The organism is Methanothermobacter sp. KEPCO 2, assembly GCF_041228365.1.
GTDB lineage: Archaea > Methanobacteriota > Methanobacteria > Methanobacteriales > Methanothermobacteraceae > Methanothermobacter > Methanothermobacter marburgensis.
In genome coordinates this window covers 1,680,898-1,701,913 of record NZ_CP166185.1, presented here as the reverse complement: position 1 = coordinate 1,701,913, position 21,016 = coordinate 1,680,898, and the positions used below count along the sequence as shown (strand labels likewise).

General features: G+C 47.9%; 22 protein-coding genes. 7 read left to right on the top strand and 15 right to left on the bottom strand.

The window, feature by feature from the left end; genetic code table 11:
* Positions 1–8 precede the first annotated feature (8 nt).
* Positions 9–1,088, bottom strand: coding sequence for a type II secretion system F family protein (locus AB9H23_RS09020; RefSeq protein ID WP_013295117.1), 1,080 nt, complete (start codon positions 1,086–1,088; stop codon positions 9–11).
* 11 nt (positions 1,089–1,099) lie between these two features.
* Positions 1,100–2,671 (bottom strand): ATPase, T2SS/T4P/T4SS family, encoded by a 1,572-nt coding sequence (locus AB9H23_RS09015; protein WP_370004886.1) that lies wholly within the window; start codon positions 2,669–2,671, stop codon positions 1,100–1,102.
* Between the two features lie 41 nt (positions 2,672–2,712).
* Between AB9H23_RS09015 and AB9H23_RS09010 the strand changes: the two genes are divergently transcribed.
* The gene (locus tag AB9H23_RS09010) at positions 2,713–3,639 is read left to right on the top strand and encodes an RsmD family RNA methyltransferase (RefSeq protein WP_370004885.1); all 927 of its coding nucleotides are present in this window, start codon (positions 2,713–2,715) and stop codon (positions 3,637–3,639) included.
* Positions 3,640–3,718: 79 nt separating this feature from the next.
* On the opposite strand, the gene AB9H23_RS09005 is transcribed toward AB9H23_RS09010, so the two are convergent.
* From AB9H23_RS09005 to pth2, 5 genes are read right to left on the bottom strand one after another with little or no spacing between them, the layout of a single operon-like run.
* A complete protein-coding gene (locus AB9H23_RS09005; protein WP_321212119.1) occupies positions 3,719–4,954 on the bottom strand; it encodes a tripartite tricarboxylate transporter permease in 1,236 nt (411 codons plus the stop codon).
* 22 nt (positions 4,955–4,976) lie between these two features.
* Complete coding sequence (locus AB9H23_RS09000; protein WP_300488162.1) at positions 4,977–5,246, bottom strand: elongation factor 1-beta; 270 nt, start codon at positions 5,244–5,246, stop codon at positions 4,977–4,979.
* A gap of 49 nt (positions 5,247–5,295) precedes the next feature.
* Entirely contained in the window at positions 5,296–5,457 is a 162-nt protein-coding gene (locus tag AB9H23_RS08995; RefSeq protein ID WP_013295112.1) for a zinc finger domain-containing protein, read from the bottom strand.
* Positions 5,458–6,108 (bottom strand): delta 1-pyrroline-5-carboxylate synthetase, encoded by a 651-nt coding sequence (locus tag AB9H23_RS08990; RefSeq protein WP_321211518.1) that lies wholly within the window; start codon positions 6,106–6,108, stop codon positions 5,458–5,460.
* A gap of 20 nt (positions 6,109–6,128) precedes the next feature.
* Positions 6,129–6,467 (bottom strand): aminoacyl-tRNA hydrolase, encoded by a 339-nt coding sequence (gene pth2, locus AB9H23_RS08985; protein ID WP_147671192.1) that lies wholly within the window; start codon positions 6,465–6,467, stop codon positions 6,129–6,131.
* A gap of 253 nt (positions 6,468–6,720) precedes the next feature.
* Here pth2 and hmtA2 point away from each other — a divergent pair, with 253 nt between their 5' ends.
* Together hmtA2 and AB9H23_RS08975 are read left to right on the top strand one after the other, a co-directional pair.
* Entirely contained in the window at positions 6,721–6,927 is a 207-nt protein-coding gene (hmtA2, locus tag AB9H23_RS08980) for a histone HmtA2 (RefSeq protein ID WP_013295109.1), read from the top strand.
* Between the two features lie 243 nt (positions 6,928–7,170).
* The gene (locus tag AB9H23_RS08975) at positions 7,171–8,946 is read left to right on the top strand and encodes a ribosome biogenesis/translation initiation ATPase RLI (RefSeq protein WP_370004884.1); all 1,776 of its coding nucleotides are present in this window, start codon (positions 7,171–7,173) and stop codon (positions 8,944–8,946) included.
* Positions 8,947–9,210: 264 nt separating this feature from the next.
* Here the strand turns inward: AB9H23_RS08975 and AB9H23_RS08970 are convergent, their stop codons facing one another.
* From AB9H23_RS08970 to AB9H23_RS08960, 3 genes are all read right to left on the bottom strand, one after another.
* Complete coding sequence (locus AB9H23_RS08970) at positions 9,211–10,368, bottom strand: pyridoxal phosphate-dependent aminotransferase (RefSeq protein ID WP_370004883.1); 1,158 nt, start codon at positions 10,366–10,368, stop codon at positions 9,211–9,213.
* Positions 10,369–10,633: 265 nt separating this feature from the next.
* Positions 10,634–11,338, bottom strand: a complete 705-nt coding sequence (gene radB / locus AB9H23_RS08965) for a DNA repair and recombination protein RadB (protein ID WP_321211515.1) — start codon at positions 11,336–11,338, stop codon at positions 10,634–10,636.
* Positions 11,335–11,958 (bottom strand): L-threonylcarbamoyladenylate synthase, encoded by a 624-nt coding sequence (locus AB9H23_RS08960; protein ID WP_321211514.1) that lies wholly within the window; start codon positions 11,956–11,958, stop codon positions 11,335–11,337. The genes radB and AB9H23_RS08960 overlap by 4 nt, the downstream gene beginning before the upstream one ends.
* 55 nt (positions 11,959–12,013) lie before the next feature.
* Here AB9H23_RS08960 and pgsA point away from each other — a divergent pair, with 55 nt between their 5' ends.
* From pgsA to AB9H23_RS08940, 4 genes are read left to right on the top strand one after another with little or no spacing between them, the layout of a single operon-like run.
* Positions 12,014–12,583 carry an archaetidylinositol phosphate synthase gene (gene pgsA, locus AB9H23_RS08955; protein WP_321211513.1) on the top strand — a complete coding sequence of 190 codons (570 nt, stop codon included), beginning with the start codon at positions 12,014–12,016 and terminating at the stop codon, positions 12,581–12,583.
* A 43-nt stretch (positions 12,584–12,626) separates the two neighbouring features.
* Entirely contained in the window at positions 12,627–12,860 is a 234-nt protein-coding gene (locus AB9H23_RS08950) for a DUF357 domain-containing protein (RefSeq protein WP_013295103.1), read from the top strand.
* 22 nt (positions 12,861–12,882) lie between these two features.
* The gene (locus AB9H23_RS08945; RefSeq protein WP_370004882.1) at positions 12,883–13,524 is read left to right on the top strand and encodes a TIGR00153 family protein; all 642 of its coding nucleotides are present in this window, start codon (positions 12,883–12,885) and stop codon (positions 13,522–13,524) included.
* A complete protein-coding gene (locus AB9H23_RS08940; RefSeq protein ID WP_370004881.1) occupies positions 13,524–14,165 on the top strand; it encodes a DUF434 domain-containing protein in 642 nt (213 codons plus the stop codon). The genes AB9H23_RS08945 and AB9H23_RS08940 overlap by 1 nt, the downstream gene beginning before the upstream one ends.
* Positions 14,166–14,258: 93 nt before the next feature.
* Here AB9H23_RS08940 and fbp read toward each other — a convergent pair whose 3' ends face one another.
* From fbp to rpl12p, 5 genes are all read right to left on the bottom strand, one after another.
* Entirely contained in the window at positions 14,259–15,356 is a 1,098-nt protein-coding gene (gene fbp, locus AB9H23_RS08935) for a fructose-1,6-bisphosphate aldolase/phosphatase (protein WP_370004880.1), read from the bottom strand.
* A 98-nt stretch (positions 15,357–15,454) separates the two neighbouring features.
* Positions 15,455–16,597, bottom strand: coding sequence for a tRNA uracil 4-sulfurtransferase ThiI (gene thiI, locus AB9H23_RS08930; protein ID WP_370004879.1), 1,143 nt, complete (start codon positions 16,595–16,597; stop codon positions 15,455–15,457).
* 25 nt (positions 16,598–16,622) lie between these two features.
* Entirely contained in the window at positions 16,623–17,861 is a 1,239-nt protein-coding gene (locus AB9H23_RS08925) for a methanogenesis marker 16 metalloprotein (protein ID WP_370004878.1), read from the bottom strand.
* A gap of 48 nt (positions 17,862–17,909) precedes the next feature.
* Complete coding sequence (alaS, locus tag AB9H23_RS08920; protein ID WP_370004877.1) at positions 17,910–20,606, bottom strand: alanine--tRNA ligase; 2,697 nt, start codon at positions 20,604–20,606, stop codon at positions 17,910–17,912.
* Between the two features lie 86 nt (positions 20,607–20,692).
* Positions 20,693–21,001, bottom strand: a complete 309-nt coding sequence (gene rpl12p, locus AB9H23_RS08915; protein WP_013295096.1) for a 50S ribosomal protein P1 — start codon at positions 20,999–21,001, stop codon at positions 20,693–20,695.
* Between the last annotated feature and the right edge of the window lie 15 nt (positions 21,002–21,016).

The following is a 21,016-nucleotide window of genomic DNA, read 5'->3' as shown; positions in this document are numbered from 1 at the left end:
CAATATATCTAAAGTTTTGGCTCAAGCCTCTTGATCATGAAGGCCATGAACCCCACCAGCATTGGGAAGAGGAAGAGGTATATCAGTATAATGGCTATGGGTGGCAGGACGGACCCCATAACAGTGGACGCTGCCAGGAGCATTACAAGGAATATGACGGGTCCCAGAATCGCAAGGAACATGTAGATCATGGTGAAGGAGTTGAGCTTCTGGGAATAATCCTTGAGCTTCATCCTCATCTCATATGCAATATCATCTGCAATAACATTGAGTGTCTTGGAGAGATCTCCCCCACTGTTTAGGGTCCTTGTGATCTGGTATACGGCCCTCTTGAGGCCATCGGATTCTATGCGGTTACTCATCTCAATAAGGGCACTCTCAGTGGTCTCACCATACTTGATCTCCTCAAGTGTCCTTGCAAACTCCTCAGAAAGGGCCCCGTACCCGGACATTGCAACTGAACGCATACTATCATGGAGCCCAAGCCCTGATTTGAGTTCAGTGGCCATCTGACGGAGTGCAAAGGGCAGTTCCCTGGAAGCCTCACTTGAACGTTTGCCCTTCTGAAGGTTCGGGAGGAATATGATGATTATGGCCATGAAGAGAACAGCCAGCATCATTGCAAGGCCTATCTCGATCCCGAAGCCAAGGACGACCATCACAATCAGCAGCACCGCCCCTGAGCCCCCGCCAAGTATCATTATGAGCTTGGGGTCGAGCTGCTCCTTCTCCTCCTCCTTCAGTATCTCCTCAAGGGACGCCCTCTGAAAGCTTTCACGGGTTGCGCTATCCTCTCCCCTCTCTTCAAGTCTCTTATCTGCCTCTATAAGCCCCTTGAATACCTCTATCTCCTCAGGGGTCATCTTCATCCTGCTTATAACCCTCGCTGACCCCCTCCTTGAGAGAAACCCTGGCTTTGGTTTCTTAGATTCCCTCTTCAGGATTCCCCCTGGTTTTCCAATTGGGGGAGCCTTTGGCTTTATCTCACCTATCTTCTTAACGGGCTTCTGAACGCCCTCACCCACCTTCTTCGTGGATGTGAGGGTGAGTCCCCCGAGTTTATCGAATATATCCCTGATTGAGACCATTGTATCTGTCCTCAGAGTATGCTGTCAAGAACACCGTCCGGGTCCCTGTAGTACTCATTTATGTAGTGTCCAACCTCATCTATGGACCTTATGTTCTCATCGGCCAGGTATTCAAGGACGAGTCTTCTTCTTTCGATCTCCTCCTCTATCTCATTTATGCTTATGGCCCTGAGTTCAGCTATCTCCCTGAGGGTCTGACTGGCTATTCCAACGTATTCCACCTTATCTGTTACGCTGTTCCATTCAAAGACCCTGTTGAGCTGAACATTGCCCTCCTCCATACCCACAACCTCGGCAACCTCTGTTATCCTCCTTATGGAACCCCCTTCGGGGCGGTACATCCTGTTCTGCATTATTATAAAGTCAAGGGCGGGTATCATTATCCTTGGCACGTTCATGGGAGGGTTTATGAGACGGGTTATTGTTTCCCTGGCGGTGTTTGCGTGAAGCGTTCCAAAACCGCTGTGCCCTGTGTTGAGGGCTGTGAAGAGTGTTATTGCCTCTCCACCCCTGACCTCCCCGACGATCACCCTGTCGGGTCTCTGACGGAGGGAGTTCTTAACCAGGGTGTCCATGTCCAGTTCCCCCTTACCCTCTATGTTTGGTGGCCTTGTCTCCATCCTCAGGACGTGGGTGTGGGGCAGCTGAAGTTCCAGTGTATCCTCAATTGTTATGATACGCTCGGTTGGGGGTACAAAGGCCGATATTGTGTTGAGGGTTGTTGTTTTACCTGAACCAGTACCCCCTGCAACTATGGCGTTGCATGGTTTCACCCCGAGCCCATCAGTGCAGACCCAGAGGAAGGCCGCAAGATGGGAGGACATGGTCTTGAAGTTGATGAGATCGACTACAGTGAAGGGATCCTTCCTGAATTTTCGTATGGTGAGTGTTGATCCATCCGGAGATACAGGTGGTATTGTCGCATTGATCCTTGAGCCGTCAGGCAGCCTTGCATCCAGTATGGGTGTCTGCTGGTCTATACGCCTGTTCACCTGCCTTGCAATGAGGTCAATGATGGCCTTTATATCGTCATCGTCCTTGAAGACCACGTTGGTTATCATCATACCCATCTTCCTGTGGTAGACAAAGACGGGTTTGTTGACACCGATTACCATTATCTCCTCGAGATCATCATCCTTGATGAGTGGGTCAAGTTCGCCGTAACCCAGCATCTCCTGGGAGATCTGCTTGGCGAGCTTATCGACATTGCGAACCCCCTTCATCTTGAGAAATTCCTTAACCTCCGACATGAAGGTGGATTCGTCTATCCTGAAATCCTCACCCTTGGATACCGCAACCTCAACAAGTTTTTCACGGATCTCGTTGAGGAGTTCCCTTTCCTTCTCAGAGAACTTTGGAAGGGACACCTTGTATTTGGGTATGAGGTCGCCCTCAATGATTTCAACATCCTTTATATCGGGACCACGGGGGGCGGGCTTCGGTGATGGCTTTTCAAGCACCTTTTCAACCTTGAATTCCGATTCCGCAGGCCTTTCCCTTTTTTCTTCCCTTGGAGTCGCTTCCTCATCCGCTGCGAATTCTCCGAGAATTTCCCTCAGAATCTCCTTCCTCTTGTCCCTCATGTTACTCATCTTTTAATATGTGGAGGATAATATTTAAGTGTATGTCAGCAAGGTGTCCCGTCTGTGGGGAGGTTCTTCGTGCACATAACAAGCATGAACTGTGGGGTTATTACGACCCCTGTGAGGGCTGTGTAAACCCTGGTTTCAGGAAGTTCAGACCCATAATGGAACAGGTGACTGAATCGGCACTGGAAGAATGTGAATGTGGCAGGAGGCACCTTGATTCTGTAATGGCACAGGTATCCATGATCCTTATAGAGAATGGGGTCATCCCAAAAAATGCCAGGTTGAGGGACGCCGGTGTTCCGCTCATAACTCCTGCATTTCCCCTCAAATCGGCCCCCTTCCTGCCAGAGGATTCGCTTGTTCTTCTAACACCTGCCATCACTGGGAAAACTGCGGAGATGATAATAACTGATGTGCCTGAGGTTAAGGGTGTCATAAGGGGCGATCCCTCAGTGACACCAGGGGTTATGGATTCATCAATGACCCCCCATGTTTATGATCTTCTTGCAGGCTGTGATATGAGGTGTGACATCATAGAGACTCCTGCAGGTTCAATGTCCATATACCGGAGGCAGAGCAGGCTTCACATAGAATTTGCAGGTGCAAAAAACCAGAAAATAGAAGCAGCTGCCAGGGAAATCCTATCAATTCGTCCAGAGACTGTTCTGGACGCCACCTGCGGCCCGGGCACCCTTGGAATATTTGCACTGATGGCAGGTGCAGATAGGGTTGTCTTCAATGACATCTGGAGGGATGCGTGTGAGATGACGCGCCTTAACCTTCAGATCAATGGCTTCAGGAAGGAAAGGTTCAAAATATGCTCTGAGGACATCAGAGAACTGCCTGAAATCCTGAATGAAAAATTTGAGCTATGTATTGTGGATCCATTCCCAGGTGTGGAAGTAAAGGAGTTCATTGAGGCTGCAGGAAAACTGGCAGAGAGGATCCTGCTGATTCAGTGAACTGGATGCTGGACCTTCAGAATTAACTGATCCCTGTGTTGAAGACTCATTTTAACTGATATTCTTAGATAATTGAAACTTAAATTCCCATGTAAATAACCACCGCAGGAAGCACAAGGACCCCCATGAGATGGGACTTGCTTATACCTGCACAGTGGGGGATTACCCCAAAGGCAGTGGATGTCAGGAGCGCCACTGCAATGAACGGGAGGCTTGCGCCCTCCATGATGGCAAAAAAGAAGATGGATGCCACCATAAAGAGCATTACACAGGCCGATACCCTTCTATAGTTGATACCTGAGAGGCCGCATGCAAGATGATCGCCCAGTTTTATGGAGGCTACTGCAGCGGCAGAGACCGCGAGGAGAGACGCTGATATGAAGAGCATGAGATGGGCCATGCTGACATCCTGAACAATTTCTGAAATGTAGACCGCAATGCCGCTTCTGGGGTTCCCTATGAGGTATAGTGTGAGGAGCGAGAAGAGTGCGTCTGATGTGTTCAGACCTGAAATTGCCATGATGAAATCCTCAGGTGCATCCTCACCACCTGAACCTGTGAGGGAGGCTGCTATCATCCCGCCCTGGGCCGGTCCAAATCCCGGGAGAAACCCCAGTAAAACAGATGCCAGACCACCTGCAGATACCGACCTCAGGGTGTTCATGTTGAACTCTGTGAACTGAACCCTGCTCTGTTCAGGAATATCTGATTCTGAATTTAAACTGTAAAAGAGGGTGCTGAGTCCAAAAAAACCTGTAAAAAGTGTCATGAGCCCAAGACCCGGTGATATGGGCGTCTGAAACATGAGCCACCCCATCGCACCTGAGAAGAGAAAAAGCGCCGAAGCCCAGATAACGGCCTCGAAATTTCTGCTGAGTTTTATTATCATGTAAACAGATACCAGAATCAGAATCAACCATATATGGGGTCTGAGAAAATTGTACAGTGGTGGTAAAATCAGGAAGAGCGATGGTAGGAGGATTATTGTGATGAGAATCCCTCCAACACCACCAACCGTGGCCGCCCTTATGGCCTCCCCGGCCTTACCTTCAAGCACCATCCGGTGAGAGGGGAGGACAGAGATGGCTGTTCCTTCATCGGGCACCCCAAGAAGCGCTGATGGTATGAACTCAAGAAGGGCGTGTGCCACTGAAAGTGATAATAAAAAAACAGCGAGGAATTCCTCAGATACATGAAGGTGGGTTGATGATGCGAAAATGAATGCTCCCACAGTATTAACATGGATGCCTGGAATCAGACCCGTTAATATGCCAGTGATGATCCCAAGAAAGCAGGCAAAAAGGATATCTGTTATCCCAATCACCCTGAAAGGGGAGCTACATTAACCTTCTCACATCGGTTACCTCTATATTGCTGACACCATCAATACCCGCGAGGCTCTCCTCAGCGGCTTCGGTTCCACCCTCGGCATCGCCCACAACAACCATCACATTTAGTGCAACGAGGCCAAATGCTATGGGCTCCTCATCTATTTTGTGAAGCTCAGTACCCTCGGGTATCCTTGATTCAATTTCCTTCTTGAGTGCCTCAAGGTCAACCTCTGGACTTTCAGGCATAACCTTTATGGTAGCTACTACATCTCCCATGAAATACCTCCACACAGAATCTTGAGTAATACTAATTTATATATTTTTCCTATGGTCCCTCGAATCCACAGCTGCACCTGTAGGTGTGTCCGAAGGTCCTGCACTTCTGGCACCTGTAGATCATCTCGCCACACATGGGGCATTCAAATTTCACATAGGTTTCAACCAGAGGTATCTCCTGCTTACAGGATGTGCATTCCATCTTTGTCATCTAATCACCTCTTATAACTGTACATATAACTTCTGAAGCACCTGCCCTTAAAATGGACAGCACCCTCTCGGGAAACTTCCCGTTTGCAACATAACAATCAGTTTTCATTTTAATGAGAAGTTCAGGTAGTGCTTCGTCCACTGATGTCTCACCAAAAGATAGTAAGTTTTTAGCACTTATCTCATTTATAAGTTTAGCATCTCTGGCAGGTGGCCTCTCAGTATATATACCATCTACATCTGTTGCTATTAAAAGTTTCGCCCCAAGCATGTGTGCTATTATGAGTGAGAGGGAATCCGAGGTCACCCTCCATGAGTGTTCCACAGGATCAGAAAAACGCAGGAGTTCAGATGGCAGGATCACAGGTGTCAGACCACTCCCGGCTACCTCCCTGCACTCCCCAAGTGTCCTCACCGGAACAGCAGATTCACATAGGTCAGAAAGCAGCCTTCCAGTAATATCCATGCATAGTATGGCCGAATCATGGGTCGCGCTTTCAGAAAATCCCGAAACCCTGTCATAGTACCTCACTCTATCTGCAAAATCCCCACCACCACACACAACAGCAACCCCTGTTCCTTCAAGGCTTTTAAGGAGTTCTGCAGCATGTTCAGGAAATAGACTACCCCCTATCTTAACAACCCAGTCCATAATATCACCATATTTCAGCCTCAGAGAAGTTTGAGGTCACCTGTTATTTTATCTATCTTCTCATCGTCGTCCGGGCCTATGCCCAGACATGTGATGGTGCCTGCAGGTATCTGGGTATGACCGGCGTCCCTCACCAGATAGTATGAGATCCCCGAATCCTTCACAGATTCATATATCTCCAGAAGCTCATCAAGGCTCTTAACTGAAACTATAACCTTCTTTGAACCATCAATTTCCCATCTTCTGATTTTATCAGGATCTGTTTTTTTGAATGAACCAATAGAAGCATGACAGGCCTGGGCTGCTATTTTACCTTTTCCCATCTTCAGATCAGACCTCACTATTATGACCTGTTTCATTTTCCCACCATCCGGGTCTATATTGGTTGATACTAATAACTGTTTCCAGCGCAAAAAAAATGAAAAGTCATCAGTGCCCATCTCATGCACACCTCAACTGGAGGTGCCCCTCCCAACCAGAAGGTTGGTGCCAGTGTTACAGTGACAATCTGCAAGGCTGGGAAGTATAGAATCATGATATGGATGGAAAATAGTGCCGAAAAATCGATAAATTTAAATAGTATTTGGTTAAATATAGAATTGAGGTGATATTATGGCCGAATTACCCATAGCACCAGTTGGGAGAATAATAAAAAATGCCGGTGCCCAGAGAATAAGCGACGACGCAAGGGAAACACTTGCAAAAATTCTGGAAGACAAAGGCGAAGAAATAGCAGCAGAAGCTGTTAAACTAGCAAAACACGCCGGCAGAAAAACTGTTAAAGCATCAGACATAGAACTGGCCGTTAAAAAACTATAAATGGCCATTTCTATTTTTATTTTAAACATCATACTTCAGTATCCCCGTCAGCTCTATGGCCGGTGGGTTTGGAGATGACTGAATTTTAAGTGTCAACTTCAGTATCCTCTGGACTGTTGACTATTTATTCCCCCAGCAACAATAATTCAAAGGGGCCTGAATTTCTGAGAATGAATTTATTTACCACCCCACACCATAATCAACCGAAACTGAATTTTCATCCTCATACCAATGGTGATAGAATTGACCAGAATCTCAATACTCGATCATGATAGATGCCAGCCAAAGAAATGCAACTATGTCTGCATAGAGTACTGTCCTGGAGTTAGAATGGATGAGGACACCATAACAATTGATGAGAAAACAAAGAAACCCCTCATATCTGAGGAACTGTGTTCCGGTTGTGGTATATGTACAAAAAGGTGTCCATTCAAGGCCATAAGTGTTATAAATCTTCCCGAGGCCCTTGAAGACCCGGTTCACAGGTACGGTCAGAACATGTTTGAACTCTTCGGTCTCCCCATCGTGACAGAGGGGGATGTGATTGGGCTGATAGGTCCAAACGGTATCGGGAAGTCAACAATCATAAGGATACTGTCGGGGGAACTCAGGCCAAACCTTGGCAACTTCCAGGACCCACCAGGGTGGGATGAAATTATAAACCACTTCAGGGGATCCCAGCTGCAGAATTACTTCCAGAACCTCAGTGAAGGAAAGGTAACCGTTGTGCACAAACCCCAGATGGTGGATAAGATCCCGAAGTACGTTAAGGGAAAGGTTGAGGATCTGCTTCTGAGTATAGATTCAAAGAGAACAGATGAAGTGGTTGAAACCCTCGAGATTGGGGAGATAATGGGTCGTGAGATATCAAACCTCAGCGGGGGTGAACTCCAGAGCGTGGCAATCGCAGCTGCAGCTCTACGTGAAGCAGATTTCTATTACTTTGATGAGCCAACCTCATGGCTGGATGTGAGGCAGAGGCTCAATGCAATAAGGGTCATAAGGTCCCTTGCAGAGGCAGGGAAATCCGTTATGGTGATAGAGCACGACATGGCCGCCCTTGATGCGATGTCAGACTACGTCCATATACTCTACGGTAAGCCAGGTGGATACGGGGTTGTATCCAACCGCCGTGGTGTCCGGGTGGGGATCAACACCTACATCAGGGGTTTCCTCAGGGAGGAGAACGTGAGATTCCGCGATCATGAAATAGAATTCAAGGTGAAACCCCCAAGAGCCGAGGAGGAGGGTGAGCTCCTTGTGGAGTACTCAAAGATGATAAAGTCCCATGCAGCATTCAGCCTTAATGTTGAGGAGGGCGCAGTATACCTCAACGAGGTTATTACTGCCTTCGGGCCAAACGGTATAGGTAAAACAACCTTTGCAAGGATCCTTGCAGGTGTTGAAAAGCCCGATGAAGGGAAGGTCAAGAGGAAGATAAAGATATCCTACAAGCCCCAGTACCTTTCATCGGATTATACCGGTACCGTGGAGGAATTTCTGTATGCAAACGCCCCTTCATATGGATCAAACCTATTCAAAAGCGAGATAATGAGGCCATTCAATCTTGAGGAGATACTTGACAAGGCAGTTAATGAGCTGAGTGGCGGTGAGCTGCAGCGCCTTGCAGTCGCAGTTGCTCTCTCCAGGGATGCAGAACTTTATGTTCTGGACGAACCAACAGCATTCCTTGACGTTGAACAGCGTCTGCTTGCAGCCAAGGCCATAAGAAGGATAATTGAAAGCAGAAATGCGTCTGCCATGATAATTGACCATGACATAATCTTCATTGACTACATATCCGACAGGGCCATGGTCTTCAGTGGGAAACCTGGAGTTGAGGGACGCGCTGGAAGCCCCACCGAACTCAGGGAAGCTATGAACACATTCCTCAGTGAAACAGGGATAACCTTCAGGAGGGATAAGGAAACAAAAAGGCCGCGTGTCAACAAGCCTGGAAGTTTCCTTGACAGGCAGCAGAAGGAGATGGGGGAATACTATTACCTGAAAACAGAATAGTAGATGATTCACCCTTTTCATTCAACCTTCTTTTAAAACCTGCCATAATAGATGTCAACCAGTACCTTCCATTCTTTTATTTTCCAATGCAAAAAACCTCTTATATGCCCTACTCTGAGTTAATCTAAACTGAAAAGAGAAGAGCGAATTATTTGCCAAAATCAAAGCTCAAAAACCGATCCTAAAGGATAAAAATTACAGTTAGCAGATTATCTGCCAGATTAAATCAAAAAAGAATCGATAAAAAAACTGAAAATTGTGAAATTATGATGGCCTCAGGAACTCCATCACATCCACAAAGTTCTCAGCGAATATCTCGACCTGCTCAGTTGGTATGGAGAAGCTGAGACGTATGTACCTGTCCCCGAATATCTTGCTGGTGTATGCACCCTGCCTTACAAAGATCTTCCTCTTAAGAAGGTAGTCTGTAAGGTCAACTGGGTTCACACCGGTTTCATGTATATCTATGGCCATCATGTTTCCATTTGATGGGTAAACCGGGAGAAATGCCCCTTCAACCTCTTCAACAGCGTCCCTTATGATTTTCTGGTTCCTGAAGGTCACATCCCGTATCCTGTCAACCCACCTGTCCTTTGATTTGAGGGCTGCAATTGCACCTGCCTGGGATACAACATTTGTACCCAGGTCATTTATAACGATGCTCTTCACTGACTCAACAATATCCTCAGTTGCAACAATTGCACCTATCCTGAGACCTGCCATCCCGCATATCTTGGAAAAGCTGTACACCGTAAGTGTATGGTCAGGGGCGTAATCAGCTGCAAGGTGGTGTTCCTGTGCAAAGTCCCTGTAGGTTATATCGTGCAGAAGGTAAACATCATGATCCACTGCAATGTCTGCAAATGCCTTTATCTCATCCAGTGTATATGATGAGCCCAGTGGATTCAGGGGGTCAATGAGTGAAATCAGGCGGGTGTTGCTGTCCATATTCTCAAGCACAAGGTCGGGTGTCAGTTTATACCCACATTCACTGCTGTATATGGGGACCGATTTGACACTACATGCGAATCTGCTTGCAAAGTTGTCAATTATCAGGTACCCTGGATCACATGTTATGGCATTGTCCTCAGGGTTGAGAATATCATTCATACAGAGATACAGGGACTCTGTACCCCCGGCGGTTATGAGGGCCTCAAAGCCATCCCCCAGTCCCAGATCCTTCAGTACAAGTTCCTTGAGTTCAGGGAACCCCTCAGGAGGAGGATACTTACAGTAACTACCCTCATTTATGCAATCAATCATGGCTTCCGCTATTTCAGAGTGATCATGAAGATGGTTGGTGTTCTGACCCATCCATATCATTTCTTTGTCCTTGAAGACGTAGTTAAAAAACTCATTTGAAGTTTTAAAGCCGTTTGGCGGCACTTTTGCGGCTTTAGCATATTTTTTAGGAGAAATCATTTTATCACATCAGCACCAGAGTATCCTAATGAAAGAGAAGAAGGCTTCTCTTATCTACCCGAGGCTGAACCTCAACCATAGGCCACACTATTACCGTGTTCTATATCATATTAAACAAACCACTTAATAAACTTTGTTCAGCATCAGCGATTCTGTAATAAAATTCAGAACACCCATACTACTTCAAGGACGCAAACTAACCTGCGGCGCCCGGCCAGAATGAATAATAGAAGAGCCATCCTGAAAAAATTAAAATCCCTCAAGCTCAGACAATACCCTCAGGAACTATCCTGAAACTGGTCCTTAAACCTTCGGGCCTGTTTCTGTGCCTTCTGAGTATAGCAACCCTTTCACCTGGTCTATCACCCATTTCAAGTTCAACAATTGTTTTGGACCAGTACCTCAGGAGGGTCCCGCCAACGGGACTCACCCTCTCCACACCATCATCTCCCCTCAGGGAATATATCTGGTTGGTTATAACCACCGCAAGGTCAAATCTTCTGGCCATCTGCAGAAGAAGGAAAAGCTGTCTTCCAAGATCAACATTGAAATTAGATCCGTTACCCTCCTTTAGACGGTATAGGGCCACCGCGGAATCAAGTACAACGAGGTCAACTGAATCACCATGGTTTTTGAGGACATTCAGTGTTCTTTGAATGGCTTCACCCTGCTCTGTGAAGCTTGAGGGTTCAAAAACTATTATATTATCTGCAACCCTTTGGAATGAAGGTCCTGAAACCTGTCTGATTCTTTCAACAGAAATTCCACCCTCAGTATCTATAAAAACTGTCTTTCTATCTCTCTTTGAAGTTTCAACTGCAAGTTTAATTGCGATGTTGGTTTTGCCAGAAGCTGGGGGCCCATAGAACTGTGTGATGGTTCCCCTCTCAACACCTCCTCCCAGTATGGAGTCAATGGATGAACCAGTGGGGAGCCTCCCGTTTTCACCGAGCTCCATAAGGGTCCTCATCTTATACACCTGAAAATCCTGTGGATAACTTCAGGGTCCCCCCTACCTATCCTGAGAACAGCTGGTGGTTCAACTGTAAGATCAACAACCGTGGATGGTTCAGTGCTATCACATTCGCCTGCATCAAGCATGAGGTCAACCTCCAGATCCCCAATTATATCATGGGGGTTAGCTGATGGTTGCCTACCTGATATATTGGCGCTTGTGGCTGTCACCGGAAACTTTGCTGATATCCTTCTGCATACCTCATCATCAGGGACCCTTACACCCACCTTTGATGATCCCCCTGTGAGAATATCCGGCACCAGATCCTTCTTCTCAAGTAAAACCGTGTAGGGGCCCGGCAATATCCTCCTGATTATCTCCATGGCATGCTCTGATGGTTTTGAGAACCTCGGTATCTCAGACACCCCTGAGACACATATGGATACAGGTTTATCAGGGGTCCTTCCCTTTATCCTGAAGAGCTTCCTCACTGACTCCCTGTCAAGTGAATTGACACCGAGGCCATAGATGGTATCTGTGGGGTATATCACTGCCCCGCCCCTCTCCATAACAGATATAGCCTCATCAATCGCATTTTGTGATGGGTTTTCTCTTCTGATTTTCCGGATTATCATTGAACCACCAGATCCATGACCAATTTATATATCTGTAATCAATATAAATGAGTTCATGTTGAATCAGTTCAGACCGGCACTCAGAAGGTTCATAGACCCTATCGCAGAGAAGATCGCAATACCTGCAGATTATATAACATTCACTGGTTTCCTGGTTGCATGTGCCTCGGCCGCATCCTATGCCACCGGGAATATTATTAACGGCGCCCTGCTTCTTGCATTAAGCGGATTCATAGACGTCCTTGATGGGGCTGTTGCAAGGAGGAGGTTCAGCCCCACCAGATTTGGTGGTTTCCTGGATTCAACCCTTGACAGGCTCTCAGATGGCATAATCATCATTGGTATAACGGCAGGGGGGTTCACAGGGCTTCTCACAGGTATGCTGGCCCTCCACTCCAGCCTCATGGTCAGTTATGTGAGGGCAAGGGCCGAGTCCGAGGGCCTTGAATGCACTGTGGGTGTTGCTGAAAGGGCTGAGCGGCTCATAATACTCATTGGAGGATCCCTTGCCGGATACTTCCTTGGCTTATGGTATATGAACGCTGCCATGATAATTCTCGTAATTGCAGGTTACTTCACGGTGATTCAGAGGATGATGTACGTCCGGAGGCAGATGAAAACATAGGGTCTCGGGAATTCCCTGATTAGATATTTATGAGGTGTTTTAAATGGAATGCCGGGAGCGCATAGAAAAGGACCTTGATCTTCTTGAGAAAAATTTAATGGAAATGGAATCCATAGAATTCAAAGGGGAGGAGAGGGCCATCATTGAGAGGGCCCTGAACTACAGGGACGACTCCATCTACTACCTAAAGAAGGGGGATTACATCACATCCTTCGGGTGCATAACCTACGCCCACGGCCTTCTGGATGGCCTAAGAATGCTTCACGGAATTATATGATGGAGATAAAATGAAGTTTTTCATGAAAGAGGGTAAAGTTGAGAAGTATGGGCGCGGACACCTTGATAAGGTCATGGAATGCTACCTGAAGCTGGAGGAGCTGATGGAGGCATTTTACACCGGTGACTGCAGAGGTGTATCCAGACTCGCAAGGGAGATAGCGGTTAGTGAGCATGAGGCCGATGAGATAAGAAGGAAAATGGAGCTTGAATTCTATGAGGGTGCCTTCCTACCATTCGACAGGGAGGACCGTATAATGCTCGTTGAGAGCATAGACAAGGTTGCTGACGTTATTGAATCAACTGCATTCACCGTATCCCTTGGAAGGGTCTCCTTTCCCTCAGGGTTCAGGGAGGACTTCCAGAGGATGATGGATGTCACAGGAAAGACGGTTCACGCCCTTAAGGAGTGCGTGGAACTCCTTGAAAGGGACCTCGGGGAGGCCATGAGGAAGGTCCATGAAATTGAGGTCCTTGAGGATGAGGTTGATGCAATTGAGAGGAAGATCATAACTGACCTCTATTCCGCCTACCGGGAGAAGGAGATGGGTGTCATAAAATTCATGGACATGAAGGAAATCACCCGAAAGATCGGGAACATTTCCGATAGGGCCGAGGATGCTTCTGACCGTGCCCTCATAATAATAGCCAAGAGAAGAGGCTGATGACCCTTAAAATGGCCGTTGAGGACCTGAAGTACCTTCTCAACAGGGGCTACCGTAAGCGTGTTGCACTGAATTTTGTTTCAAACCACTATCTTCTCGGGAAGAGGGAGAGAAATTACCTTGCAAGGTACGTCTTCTCAGATGAAACCAGAAAGAGGAGACTCTCCCGGCTGGTAAGTCCAGATTCCCTCAGGGGTTCCACTGTCCACATTGATGGCTACAATGTACTCATAGGTACAGAAAGCGTTCTTGGGGGTGAAGGGTTCTTCATTGCCCAGGATGGGTTTCTGAGGGATGTGAGGGGTGTTTCAGGGAGTTACAGGATGGGTGAAGTAACCATGAGGGCCCTGAAGGCCATAATGGATTTCCTATCACATTCAGGTGTTAAAGAGGTGTTTTTCTACTTTGACAGGAACGTAAGCCACAGTGGCAGACTGAGGCAGATCGTTGAGGAACTCATGGATTCCCGGGAACTTGAGGGACGTGCTATTCTCTCATCATGCGTTGACAGAAGGCTTAAGGAAAGTGGGGGTGTGGTGGCGACAGCTGACGGTGCTGTGATCGACTCTGTGGAGATGGTGATTGACATTCCCCATGAGATACTCAGGAGAATCAGCAAGAAGAAACCGCAGAAGGGATAACTACAGAAATAGACCAATCATTTAGAAGTACAGGATCAACGCCTGGTAGAATCCAGTGTTCAGGAAAAAAATAAAACGTGGGAGGAAGCCCCATTAATCCATGTCCTCAAATCTGTCTCCGAGTTTTTCAAGTACGCCCGGCAGGGATGTGTACTCCATTTCATCTGATGGGAGTCTGTGGGGTTCGAATGGCCCGTGTCTTCTCATGTACTCTGCAATTTCAGATGCAAGCTGCCTTGAGCGGTCAAATGATGGGTCATCAAACATGTCAATTGGGCCCACGAGTTTGCAGTCTGCGATCTGGAATCCTAGCCCTATGACCCTTGGAGGTCCGTCGAACCTGACAGGTGTTGCATCCCTCTGGGCAACAGGCATCAGTGGCCCGTTGTGTGATCCCCTCATCCAGCCACCCACAAGGTGCGGGAATGCGAAGGGCTCAACGACTTCCCCTGCTGCAGGGAATCCTGACTGTGCCCTGACAATTGCAACAGGGTCATCCTTTCCTATGTACTTACCTGCCATGAGGTTAAGTCGTTCTGTGCTAACAGAGGCTGCTATTTCACCGTCGTCCCTTCTGTGTATCTTCTTTATCACGTAGCGGCTGATTGAACCGAGAAGTGCAAGGAGGTCGTACATCTCATCAGGGCATGCCATTGTAACCTTCTTGTGTTCAACAACATCAAAGACCTCGAATTCGTATCCGTTATGAAGTGTTGGATCGATAACAAGGCCCGCGGTGTTAAATGGGTCTGCAAACATTCTGAAGAGGGGCAGGTTAAAGGCTCCAGGTTCTGTCTTGTCGCAGCAGAAAATTATAACAGGATCGCTTGGCCTCTCCTTAAATTCCATTTCAGCGCACCCAGGGCCCATACCCTTGATGTTTCCTGAGAAGGTGTCTGAGAGGAGGTCCTGCCCTGCACCGTAAAGTTTTAAGCTTTTGGCCACCTCTGTGGCTTCCCTGAAGGCGTTCCATGCTGTCTGGTGAACCTCCTCATTTTCTTCACCGTTTCTGTGGGTCATTATGAGGTCAATATCATCTCCACAGTTGGTAATATAATAATCCTCAAGGATTCCTGTATCCCTGGCTTCTGCCAGTATCTCGTCGCACTTCTTCTTTAATGCCTCATGTGCGACTGCGTGACCTGCTACGCTTCCAACGTCTGCTTTAATTACACTAATGGTTGTTTTCATCATTACACCTCCAGAAGATAGTGAGTTAATTAACTGGATTCTTTATATAAAAGATGTGATCTGATTATTTAAAAAGTTATCCACAGAATCTGCAACGATCATTCAGGGCTTTCTGTTTCTGAAGCTGATCTGAATATCCTCTCAATTTCATCTTCAACCTGGATTTTTTCTGAGAGTTCCCTGATGGAGGCTGTATCTGCTGCTGTTGAGGGGTGGCGGGGTACAGCACCGCATCCGCCATCGGGTATCACCGAGATGTCATAGGTGCCTATCCTCTTTGCCAGGGCCTCTATCTCCACCTTGTCCATGCCTATAAGGGGACTGAGGACAGGCATCCTCACTGCCATCCTTGTGGCGAGGATGTTTGGAAGGGTCTGGGATGCCACCTGTCCAAGGCTGCTCCCATCGACTATTGCAAGTGCCCCCTCCTCCTCTGCAACCATCTCGGCGAGGCGGTACATTCCAGCCTTACATAGGACGCAGGTCATATTCTCAGGGGCTTCTCTCCTGCATTTTTCAAGGTAACTTCCATACCTGAAAATTCTGAGTTTGAATTCAACTCCGGCAGAATACTCCGCAAGTTTTGAGGCGATTTTCTCAACCTTATCAAGGGACTCGGGAGCTGTGAATGGTGAGTTATCGGTGTGGACCGCCACGACCTGGCATCCCCTCTTCATGAGGAGGTATGTGGCAACAGGTGAGTCTATTCCCCCAGATAAAAGGGCAACAACCTTGCCCTGTGTGCCTGCAGGCAGGCCGCCAGGACCCTGGATGACCCTGTGGTAGATGTATGTCCTGTTCTCCCTTATTTCAAGGTGGATCTCAAGGTCAGGGTTTCCAAGGTCCACCGGGGCCCCGATCTCCCTGACCACCACTGAACCTGCAAAGGCTGCCATCTCCTGGCTTGTGAAGTCATGCTGCCCAACCCTTCTGCATCTTATGGCGAATGGTGTTCTCTCTGTTATGAGGCCCTCCAGTTTCAGTTCACCCACATATTCCCGGATCGCCCCCTCTATAACATCAAAATCGGTTTCCACCGTCACCGCGGGTGAAAAGGATACCACCCCAAAGATCCTTGAAAGTTTATCAAGGGCCTCCTCCATGTTATCAGGGAATACGAATATTCTTCCATGCCTGATTTCTGCTCTGCAGCTGAAAGCAGCCCTTATATTACTGAGGAGTTTTTTTTCAAATCTCCTTCTAACAGCCGGCCCCTTAATTGCAACCTCACCGTATCTCACAAGTATAACATCATATTCAAGAATACTAACACCCCCCTATGAGGAAATTACCCTTTTCTATGAGTTCTTTGAGTTCAAGGGCGAGTCTGGATGCCCTCACCCTGTCTGACTGTCTGCATACGATGGGTACCGCCCTATCACCAATCCTGACCTCACCTGTATCCATCTCATATGCTCCGTATGGACATGAGAAGGCGCATACACCGCATCCAAAGCACCTATCAGTGTCCAGTCCATCACCTATTGCATGGGTTGGGCACCTCTCTGCTGCCAGGCATGAGAGACAGTCAGCACACCTTTCAGGGTTATAGGTGGGTCTCTCGTCACCAGCCCATGTATCCGCATATGTCAGATCATGGATTATCCTTGATCGGTCCCTCACGTCTGCAACAGGTAACCCTATATCTGAATTAAGGACCAGAAGTCTCTCAAAGACCCTCTCAGATGTTACAGGCAGTGGGACTGCGATGGTGTTGAATATCTCGGGTCCTGCGGCTGTCCTGAATCCTCCAATGTAATCAGGTTTCATATCATGCAGGTCCCCGCTCAGCATGAGATTTGGTCTTTCAGGACTGCTCCTTGTACCCTCACCCAGCACGAGGCCCCTGGCACCATTTAAGAGTACACTGGTTCCCCTCCTGATGGCCTCCATGCCGGGATCATTTTCAAGGGGATTGATGTCACCGCAGCCTGAGAATGAGAGGCCTCCACAGTGGGGTGGCATTTCAAATGCATTGAATATGGATCTTACAGGTTTATCGGAGGGGTTGACAATGGCTGTGTAGTTTCTGAATGCCATCCTTGTCCCTATGACCCTCGCTGTTTCAATATCCTTCAGGGTAACTGTGGATTCAATGGAAGTTCCATCCTCTGACTTTACAGTCACGTCAACTTTGGATCCTGTGAGAAGGTCCCTGAGAAGAAATCCGCCGCCATATTCCGGGTCCCTGATGCTTCTGGCTGTCCCATAAATGAAGAGATCAACTGAACCCAGGTTTTCATTTGGACATGGGCCTGGATATGCGGGTATGCCATTCAGTTCAGCTGAAACCGCCTTCCTGAATGAACCCGGTTCAGATACCCTGAAATGCATGACCGCCGCTGTCCCTGACATTACCCCGCAGGTGGCCGCTGTTACCACGTCAACCTCATCTGCAGATGGGGCCTCATCGTTGAGGACCAGCTCCTTGAGTTCCCCGGCTGTTAAAACGGTTGCTTCACCATCCAGTATCCGCTCATTTATTTCTGAGATGGTCCTCCTCAAATTAATCACCAGAAAATGACATGAACAGTTATTTTACATTCCTCAAATTCATCCACCAAGGGCTTCAAGTGAGGATCTTGCCTCCTCAAGGGCCTCATGGATTTTATCCTTTCCTTTACCGGCTCCCTGTGCAAGGTGGGGTTTTCCGCCGCCTCCACCACCAAGGACCCCTGCGGCTGATGCTATAACCTCATTTATCCTTAAACCCTTCCTGACCGCGTCATCAGAGGCCGCCCCAACTATCTGGCCCTCTGAATTTGCAAGGATAACTGCATCAGCGGATTTTGTGAGTTCAAGGGCCATGTTCTTCATTTCATCCATGTCAGCCTCAACCGTGTCTATTATGACCCTCAGGCCGTTGAGGTCCTCCACCCTATCCCTTACCTCCAGGATTTTGAGTGAAGCCATTTCCTCCTTGAGGCGTGAAACCTCATTTCTGAGGGCCTTCCACTCTGTGAAGAATCTCTCAGAGGTGCGTGGAAGCTGTGATGGTGTTACCTTGAATACATCTGCACTTTCCCTCAGTATATCCCTGTTTTTCTGCATGAGTTCAATGGCCGATGCCCCTGCAGAGAATTCTATCCTCTCAACACCATCCTGTATGCGTTCGGTCCGGTTGATCATTATGAGGCCTATGTCCCCGGTTCTCTTAACATGGGTACCGGCACATGCCTGCACATCCACGTCTGGAATCTCAACGACCCTTATCATGGAGCCCGGAACAACGCCCCCCTGGTAGAGTATGAATCCGTACCTTTTCTCTGCAATGTCCCTGTCCATCCAAGTGACATCAAGGGGGATGTTTCTCATGACGTATTCATTGGCCAGCCTCTCTATCTCATCAAGTTCCTCCTGAGTTATCCTCCTGTAATGTGAGAGGTCTATCCTTGAACTCTTAACACCCTTCTGGGCCCCTGCCTGCCATATGTGGTCTCCAAGGACCCTCCTTGCAGCTGCAACTATCAGGTGGGTTGCTGTGTGGTTCCTTGTAAGCTGAAGTCTTCTATCTGAATCAATCCGACCCCTTACAGTTTCCCCTGGTTTCAGGCAGATTTCATCGTCTGTCCTGTGGAGTACTACATTACCTATCTTCTCTGCATGCTTTATCTGGATCCTGCAGCCTTCTGACTCAATGTATCCTGTGTCAGATGGCTGGCCTCCTCCCTCAGGGTAAAAGAGTGTTCTATCAAGTATGACTCCGTCCTCATATACCCCCAGCACACTGGCTTCGAATTCCAGGTCATCGGGTTGTTCATAGAAGAGGAGCTCTGTCTGAGGGTAATCAAGATGGATTTCCTCCTCTGGGGTTTCAGTTTCAGCCTCATTCATCTCCGCAACCAGGGTGTAGAAGTTGTCAGGGATTTTAACACTGAACTCCGATTCCTCTGCTATCTCCTTTATGGTTTCAGGGGGGATTCCATGGGAGTCATATAGTTTTATAAGGATTTCAAGGGGCATCTCGCTCTTGTTATCCTTCCTGAGGTATTTTATGGTCTTCTCCACAATCCTCCGGCCCCTTGTCACGGTCTTTGCATACCTGTGTTCCTCAAGGTCTATGATGCTGAGTATGTGTTCATGGTGCTCCCTTATCTCAGGGTAATGACCCTCAAGGAACTCCACCTGGATGTTCATTATATCCTTCAGGGACTCCCTCATGCCGAGTTCCTTCATGAGCCTAAGTGTCCTCCGGATTATGAGCCTCGCAAGGTAGCCCTCCTTTACATTTGAGGGTATGACACCATCTGCAAGCATGAAGGCAAGACAGCGCGTATGGTCTGCTATGGCATAAATGGACTCCATGGGGGCTGCTGCACGCTCGAGTTCAGTGGCTGAGATTCCAAGTTTATCAGCAACCCTTTTTCGAAGTTCCCTGAGATCAGCATAGGTTTCTATATCCATCATCCCGGCCACACGGGCGTTTTCTGCCAGTATCTCCTCGTTGACCTCCACGCCTGTCAGTTCAATCAGCTTCTCAATTACCGGGCCAAAGCATGCGTCGTAGGCTGTTGGTGTCCCCTGGGATATCCAGGCAAATCTCTCAAGCCCATATCCGGTGTCAACTATTTTGAGCGGGATCTCCTCCCTGCCACCATCCTGGAGGGTGCGGTACTGTATAAAAACGAGGGTCGCCAGTTCGACGCCACGGACACAGACCTCATAGCAGGGCCCCTCGTTTCCGCCGCCCTGCCACCAGGATTCTATGAAGGTTATCTCAGATGGATCAATGCCTATGTGAGTCAGGAATTCGTGGCAGTACTTTATTGTCTCTTCTTCCCAGTAAACTGTGTTATCTTCAGAGTTGAATGCGTGGTGTCCGCCCATGGTGAAGCATGTGAGGTGTCTCCCTGTTCTTCCAACGTTATCAACGTCGTTGAGTCTTATTGACGGCTGTGCAACAACAAGAGGGTTTGCAGGTGGCTTCACAAGGCCGGATGTCACCCATGGCTGAAAGTTGTATATGGATGCTCCAACAAGAAACACGTCGTCCCGCCAGCGCTTTGCAAGTACCGGATATCTTCTGATGGGCTCATGGCCCCTTTCAGCGAAAAATTCTATGAATTCATCCTGTATCTCATACAGGTCATAGCTCCTCGAGGTTGCGGGATTTCCTATAAAATCGTATTCATCACAGGGGGCATCTCCACATGTTCTGCGTTCTCTTATTGACCAGAAGGTATTCCCACAGGACTCGCATTCATATTTTCTGTAACCCAGTTCTTCAAGCTGACGAGACATGGTAATCATTGAAAACAGTTTTTTATAAATAGAATCAGAATCAGGAAAAATAAATTTTTTGCCATTTGTTATGGCAGGAAAAAATAGAAAAGAGTTTAACCGAAGAGTGCGCCAAGACCGGCTGCTGCTTCCTCTTCAGCTTCCTCTTCTTCCTCCTCTTCTTCCTCTTCTTCTTCAGCCTCTTCAGCTGCTGCTGCAGGTGCTGCGGCGGCTGCAGGTGCTGCTGCTACAGCTGTTGTTTCCATTGCCTCTTCAATGTCCACATCTTCAAGGGCTGCTATTAGAGCCTTGACCCTTGCATCATCCACTTCAGCGCCTGCTGCTTCAAGGACACTTTTAACGTTTTCTTCGTTGATCTCCTTACCGGTTGTGTGCAGTAACATTGCTGCGTATATGTATTCCATATGATCACCTCAAAT